This window comes from Bradyrhizobium huanghuaihaiense (genome assembly GCF_007830635.1).
Lineage (GTDB): Bacteria > Pseudomonadota > Alphaproteobacteria > Rhizobiales > Xanthobacteraceae > Bradyrhizobium > Bradyrhizobium huanghuaihaiense.
The window spans coordinates 1-3,431 of the sequence record NZ_VLLA01000087.1; the positions used below are offsets into that span (position 1 = coordinate 1).

At 62.7% G+C, this 3,431-nt stretch carries 2 protein-coding genes; one reads left to right on the forward strand and one right to left on the reverse strand.

The window, feature by feature from the left end; all coding sequences use genetic code 11:
- On the reverse strand, positions 1-2,801 hold a 2,801-nt coding region (locus IQ16_RS44830; RefSeq protein WP_145832244.1), incomplete at its 3' end, for a DUF5801 repeats-in-toxin domain-containing protein.
- Between the two features lie 238 nt (positions 2,802-3,039).
- On the opposite strand from IQ16_RS44830, the gene IQ16_RS44835 reads away from it, so the two are divergent.
- Positions 3,040-3,348, forward strand: a complete 309-nt coding sequence (locus IQ16_RS44835) for a hypothetical protein (RefSeq protein WP_244636097.1) — start codon at positions 3,040-3,042, stop codon at positions 3,346-3,348.
- The last annotated feature ends 83 nt before the right edge of the window (positions 3,349-3,431 follow it).

The following is a 3,431-nucleotide window of genomic DNA, read 5'->3' on the forward strand; positions in this document are numbered from 1 at the left end:
GCATCCGTGTTGCCCTCATCCAGCAAGACCTGGGCTTCGTCAGCCAGGGTCGCAGTGACCTTCGGGCCGTCATCGTCGAAGGTGATCTTGCCGGACACGTCGACCGGCGCGCTTGCCTGATCACCGTCGCCGTCGGTGATCGTCACCGTCACCGCCAGCGAGTTCGCGTTCAGCGACACCCCGTCGTCCGGCGTGTCGCTCGCGCTGTCCTGATGCAGTGACAGATACTGTTCGACCGTCACCGCGCCCGTCGAGCCGTTGATCGAGATCGCAAATGCGGCCTGATTGGCAAAGCCGCCGGCCTGTACCACGCCCACGATCACGCTGCCGTCGCCGTTCACGTCGACGAGGCTGATCGCCGAGCCGTCGGTCACGAACAGACCCGACACCGCATTGGTCACCGTCAGCTTGTACGCCGTCGCATCCGAGGCCGCCGGGCCGTCCGCGCCGAACTGCGGCGTCGCCGTCACCAGCGACACGTCCACCGCATGCGCGATGTAGCCCGTGCCCGTCACATCCGGATCGTCCCCCTTGGCGATCGCGCCGGTGTTGATGGTCGCCGCCGTGCTCGTCGGCGGGGAGCCCGCATCCGTGTTGCCCTCGTCCAGCGCCACCTGCGCTTCGCTGGCAAGAGCCGCCTTCACCGACGGGCCGTCGTCCAGGAACGTCACCTGCTTGCCGAGGTCGATGCTCGTGTCCGCCGAGTCGCCGTCATTGTCGATGATCGTTGCCGTCAGCGTCACCACGCCGCTGGCCAGGCTGATGCCTTCATTGGTATCCGGATTGGTGCCGTCGGCTTCCTTCACCGCACGGTCGTCCGTGAACGTCACCACGCCATTGTTGTCGACCGACAGCGTGAACACCAGCAGGTCGCTCGACGCGGTATGGCCTTCCACCGTCGTGCCGTTCATCACCAGCACGACATCTTCATTGGTCTGCGCGTCCACCAGGCCCGTCGGCTTGGAGGTATCGATCGACAGCGCATAGCTGATCGGATGCTGCGGATCCGCCACACCGTCCGCGCCGGTCACCGCCGCGAACACGCTGCCGAACGATGCGCTCGCCGTGTTGTTGCCATTGTGGATCGAGCCGTCGATGCCGTTGGTCGCAGCCGTCAGGTTGCTCTCGTCGACGATCAGATTCGGAAGCGTTCGCTCCTCACCATCCACGACGACGTGAATCGACGGACCATCGTCCAGGAACGTCACCTGCGGGCCGAGATCGATGCCAGCGGTCGCCGTGTCACCGTCATTGTCGGTGATCGTCCCAGTCAGCGTCACCGCGCCGCTGGCAAGGCTAATGCCTTCATTGCCGTCCGGACTGGTGCCGTCGGCTTCCTTCACCGCGCGATAATCCGTGAACGTCACCGTGCCGACGCTGTCGACCGACAGCGTGAACACCAGCAGGTTGCTCGCCGCGGTGTGGCCTTCCACCGTCGTGCCGTTCATCACCAGCACGACAGCTTCGCTGGTCTGCGCGTCCACCACGCCGCTCGACTTGGAGACATCGATCGACAGCGCGTAGCTGATCGGATGCTCGGAATCCGCCACACCGTCCGCGCCGGATACCGACTGGAAAAAGCCGCCGAAGAACGCGCTCGCCGTGTTGTTGCCGTTGTGAATCGAACCGTCGATGTCGTTGGTCGCAGCCGTCAGGTTGCTTTCGTCGACGATCAAATTCGGAACCGTCTGCTCCTCACCCTCCAGGACGACCTGAATCGAGGGACCATCGTCCTGCAATGTCAGATGCGGGCCGACGTCGACGCTCGCGCTCGTGCTCTGGTTGCTGTTGTCGGTCACGGTGACCGTGAGCGAGACGAGACCGGCGGGCACATGCGTGCCCTCGCTGATGTCGCCATCCTCGCCCGTGCCTTCATGCACCGAGCGCAGATCCGTCAGCGTCAGCTTGCCGTTGGCATCGACGGACACTGTGAAATCCTGCGGGCCATTGACCGCTGCAGCCGCATCCTTGCCTTCGCGGCCGACCACGACGCCGTTCTCCAGGAACAGGAACACGTGATTTCCGGTCTGCGAATCGATCAGTCCGGTGTCCACGCCCGGCGCACTGATCGACAGCGCGAAAGTCAGCGACTGCTGGCCGCCCGGCACATTGAGCGTGACGGGCAAAACGCCAAACGCCACCGTACTCGCCAGGAAAGGCGTGGAGCCGTCGATGCCGTTCGTCGCTGATGTCAGGAAGCTCTCGTCCACGACCAGCTCGGGCAACGTGCCCAGCGAAATCGTCGGAGACGGCGGGGTCGGCGTCTGCGGGATAAATCCGGTTGGCGGCTGGTCTTGAAGCCCCGGCAGATCCTCCTGGGGAGCCAGGCTGTTGGTGGGCACCGGCGGCAGCGGATCGACAATGGGAGTGCTGAAGTTCGCGCCGCTCGCCTGCGCGTTGTTCTGACCCAGCGAGTCGCCGGCCGCGGGGAGAACGGCGGAAGCAGCGGAAGGATCATTGATGATCGGGAAGGCGCTGGCGAACTCCGCGACGGTCAGATCGCGACCCGGCGCAACCTGGATGGTGAGATTGCCGAGCTGATCGTGGCGGGAGTCGAAGAACGGCTCGACCGTCACCGTGGAGTGATTGTCGAAAAGAATGATCAGCTTTTCGCCGATATGAACGAGCGTGATCTTCTCGTTCGCAATAGCCGAAAAGTCGACTTGAACCTTCTGGTCGTAACCGAGGTTCAAAACGACTGCCTGATCGGCGAACGGCTTGGTCAACTTGAAGATGCGTGGCGGCGAGGCGTTGTTCGAATTTCCAGCAGTAGCCTGGGCAACCCGAAATTGCTCATTCATGAAATCTCTCCGCCAAAAGGACGTGAAGTGAAAAATTGCAGGCAAATTTACGTCGAAGTGTATCTTTAAGCTATTGTTAACCCCCCGGGCGGTCAAGAAAACTATTTGGTTAATCAATACTTTCGATCAGGATGTGGTAAAGGGGACCGCGCGGCCGCGATATGTCGCAAAACGGGCCGGATTAACGCCGCCCTTGCGCTTGTCGCTCCAGGCCCGACGGCGGCAGCTGGAGCAAAGGATGAGGAAATTACTGGTAACGGCTGTGCTGGCCGGATCTTTCGGTTTGCATGCCGCCGCCGCGCAAAACCAACCGGCGCCGGAAGCCCAGATGGTCGAACGCACGGTCAAGGCCCAGCCGAACAAGGACACTCAGATCGGGCTCTACATTAACGTCAGGCCCGATTGCACCTCCGGCCCGCTGCCAACCATCCGATTGGCAACCTCCCCGACCTCGGGAAAGGTCGTCGTCAAGCCCGGTAAGGTGAAGGCGACCAACTACAAGGCCTGCCTGGCGCTGGAAGTGCCGGCTTACGTGGTCGTCCGTTAAGAAGCCGGATTGATCGAGGCTGGCCGGGCGAGCGTGCGCCATAGCTGGGCCAGGAACAGGCACAAGAGATATCTCAGCCAGGC